5 protein-coding genes are annotated in these 2,886 nt (G+C 70.0%); all 5 read left to right on the plus strand.

The genetic code is table 11. The features are described from left to right. Nucleotides 1-582: 582 nt before the first annotated feature. Nucleotides 583-1,011, plus strand: coding sequence for a hypothetical protein (locus ACFWI9_RS33635; protein WP_387168923.1), 429 nt, complete (start codon nt 583-585; stop codon nt 1,009-1,011). Nucleotides 1,012-1,090: 79 nt separating this feature from the next. Then, nucleotides 1,091-1,744: a hypothetical protein gene (locus tag ACFWI9_RS33640; RefSeq protein WP_387168926.1), complete on the plus strand. Its 654-nt coding sequence runs from the start codon at nt 1,091-1,093 to the stop codon at nt 1,742-1,744. Then, entirely contained in the window at nt 1,744-1,959 is a 216-nt protein-coding gene (locus tag ACFWI9_RS33645; RefSeq protein WP_387168929.1) for a hypothetical protein, read from the plus strand. Before ACFWI9_RS33640 ends, ACFWI9_RS33645 begins: the two co-directional genes overlap by 1 nt. Continuing rightward, nucleotides 1,956-2,111, plus strand: a complete 156-nt coding sequence (locus ACFWI9_RS33650) for a hypothetical protein (protein WP_387168932.1) — start codon at nt 1,956-1,958, stop codon at nt 2,109-2,111. Before ACFWI9_RS33645 ends, ACFWI9_RS33650 begins: the two co-directional genes overlap by 4 nt. Before the next feature lie 58 nt (nt 2,112-2,169). Then, the gene (locus tag ACFWI9_RS33655) at nt 2,170-2,652 is read left to right on the plus strand and encodes a hypothetical protein (RefSeq protein WP_387168934.1); all 483 of its coding nucleotides are present in this window, start codon (nt 2,170-2,172) and stop codon (nt 2,650-2,652) included. Nucleotides 2,653-2,886 lie beyond the last annotated feature (234 nt).

A 2,886-nucleotide genomic window follows, 5' to 3' on the forward strand; every position in this document is an offset into this window, starting at 1 on the left:
CCCCGGGCCCCCCGGGGGGGGTGCCGGGCGGCGGCCACCCGCGGTCTCACCGGGTGGTCACCCGGGGGGGCACCCTGTGGGTTGCCCGGGGGCACCCCCTTCCTTGCCTGTTCCTTCCTCTTCCCTTCCTTACCCCCCTACCCCCACGGCTGGCGCCGTAGGGGAGCCTTCGCCCCCTCTGGCAGACACCCAGCGGCCGGGCCCTGAGGCGGCTCGGGAGGGCTGCGCAAGGCACCGTGGGCGCCCTGCTGCCTCCTGTCGCGGCTGCGGGACGAATCCGCGCTCCGGCCGCCAGAAGGAGCGGGAGGAGGCCAAGGCGGCGGAGCACCGGGCGAACGGGCAGTTCTGGGAGGGCTGGCACGAGGAAGCGGCGGACCGGCTGCGACAGGCGCAGGAGCGCACGGAGCCGCTGGAGACCGCTCAGAGGGCTGCACGGGAAGCCGTCCGCGAGTTCAAGGCCCGTAAGCGGAAGGAAACTTAGGCACCCGAAAGATTTTCCTGCAAAATATGGACATCCCGCCCAATGCATATAGAATAAAACCACAAGGAAGGGGGGAGGCCCCTTCGGAACGGGAGGACGACATGAGCTACCTGCCCATCCTGCGCCGCAAGTGCGGGGGGCTGCTGGCGCTCGACGGCAGCGCCGCCGCCCATCGGCAGATCCGCGCCCTCGCCGACCTCTATCGCGAAGACCCCGAAGGGGTAGGTGACATGCTCATCGACATCGCAGACCTCCGGGACCGGGCGGAGTGTGAGCGGGAACTCGACGGTCTCGGTCACGCCGAGCACGTTCGTGACGGCATCGTTGACGAACTCCTCCAGGAGATCGGTGGCGCGGAGACTCGCCTGGATGGCCGCGTCAACCACTTCGCGCTCATGCAGGCGCGCAGCCTCGCTCATGAGGCGAGGCATATCGCCGCCGCCGCCGAGCGGCGCGCGGACGAGCTGGCCGCACTGACCGCAATCGCCCGCGGGGTGCGGGAGGAGAGCAGGAGGCCCCCTGTCTGCTAGCCCAGGTGCAACAACCTGCTTCCGAGATAGATACCAACGCTGTACTGTCGACCGGCACAAGACCTCTTGGAGAAGACCCGTGAGCAACGAACTCGCGCCGATGGCCCCCATGCCCGTACACGGCAACAGCAACGACCCGCTGTGGCGCAAGCTGTGGAACGCCTACGAGCCGATCATCACCGCGCTGCGGCGCATCCCGCTCGTCACCGACGTCGAGATCAGCGGCGGCATGTACGGCATCACCGCTGAACTCATCGACGGGTCGCACCTGTGGATCTCCTCGGTCGAGGAACTGCCCCTCGACCCCTCCGAGGCCGAGGGGTGGCACGTCCGGCGCGCGCACCACGACATACCGACGATCGATGAGATGGTCTACAACTCCACCGAGGACGGGGCGCACGCGCAACACGCCAACAACGTCGTCCCCCTCGTCCAGGCCATCGCCGCCTTCGTCGCGGAACGCGGCCTCGCACCCAAGCTCATCGACCTCGTCTCCGTCCGGCTCGACGGGGTGACGAAGGACCACCGGCGCACCAGCCAGATCGTCCAGGGCCCCTTCGAGGACCGTCACGCAGCCGTCAAGGAGTACGGCGTTGCCACCCACGAACTGGCCGAGCAGGGCTGGCGGTGCGTCCACGAACAGGGTGGCATGGACTGGCCGCTGACCGTCTGGGAGCTGAACGGCGAGATCGCCACCGTCTACGTCGCCCATGTCGGGCGGGTGCGCGCCTGATGCCCGGAACGGACGCGGACCAGCCGAGCGACGGGAAGACCACTCGACGTCCCTGCACCTGCGTGATCGCGCACGTACAGGACGACGAAGACCGGGCCCACGTGCAGTCCGCACTGGACAACGCCCTGAAGACCAACGACGCCCAGGCCGTGCTGGTGGCCTGCATGCAGCTCATGCAGCCCTGCCCGGCCCGCGACGAGCCGGTGACGCGATGACAGTCGTGACCGCGCTACTCGCGTTCGCCGTCGGCGCTGCCGTGGGCCTCGCCGTTCTCGCCGCTGGCGAACTGCGCTGGGAGGCCCGCACCCGGCTCCCGCGATGCACCACCTGCGGCGAACAGCACCCTCGGCACGCCGCCCACCGCTGACACCACCGGCCCGGCACCACGCCGGGCCGGGACAGCACCGACCTCTTGGAGAGACCTAGTGGGATACGACATCTTCATCCAGACTCCCGACGGCAAGCCCGCCGAAGGCGACGAGAACTACTTCCGAATCGCCTGGACCGCAATGCCGAGAACCCTCGACGCGATGGCCAACTTCGGGATGCTCGCCGACGCGCCCGTGCCGTCCTGGCCGGACCTGTCTGCCTATGGACTGACGTCGGCAGACTTCCAGCCCGGCACCGAGCGCGACCAGAGCACGGTGGACCGGATCGCCGAGTTCAAAGCTGCCTACGAGGCCGTACGAGACGCCGCGGAGTCCGAGCCGGCCGGTATCCCGGCCTACAAGCTCGTGGGCAACGACGGCTTCCTCGTCACCGTGGCGGAGATCAGCGCCGCGCTGGCCACCTACGAGGCACACCCGAGCGTGCACGTCGCCGAGATGCCAGTGGGTGACCCCACTTGGCGGCACTGGACCGCGTTCCTGCGCCGCGCCCAGACATGCGGGGGCCTGCGCACGTACTGAGTCGCCACCCAGCCCGGGGCCCCCCCCCGGGGGCGGGGGGGCCCCGCCGCGTGGTGTAACCAGGCCACACACCAATAACAGCTGGTGGGGGGGGGCGGGCGCCCCCCCCGGCGCGCAGGGCGCGGCGAGCCCGGGGTGCTCGCGGGCGGGGGGGGGCGCGGACGGACAGCGTATGTTCGAGTCGTTCGCCCGGCTCCCGGACGCGTACCTCGCCCAGCGGAAGCGGAGCTGACC

The organism is Streptomyces sp. NPDC127084 (assembly GCF_042724175.1).
In the GTDB taxonomy this organism is placed as follows: domain Bacteria; phylum Actinomycetota; class Actinomycetes; order Streptomycetales; family Streptomycetaceae; genus Streptomyces.

What these genes read in the sequence shown, in the direction of transcription:
- ACFWI9_RS33635 (WP_387168923.1), top strand. Translation starts at nt 583, where the DNA reads ATGAGCTACCTGCCCATCCTGCGCCGCAAGTGCGGGGGGCTGCTGGCG.
- ACFWI9_RS33645 (WP_387168929.1), top strand. Translation starts at nt 1,744, where the DNA reads ATGCCCGGAACGGACGCGGACCAGCCGAGCGACGGGAAGACCACTCGA.
- ACFWI9_RS33650 (WP_387168932.1), top strand. Translation starts at nt 1,956, where the DNA reads ATGACAGTCGTGACCGCGCTACTCGCGTTCGCCGTCGGCGCTGCCGTG.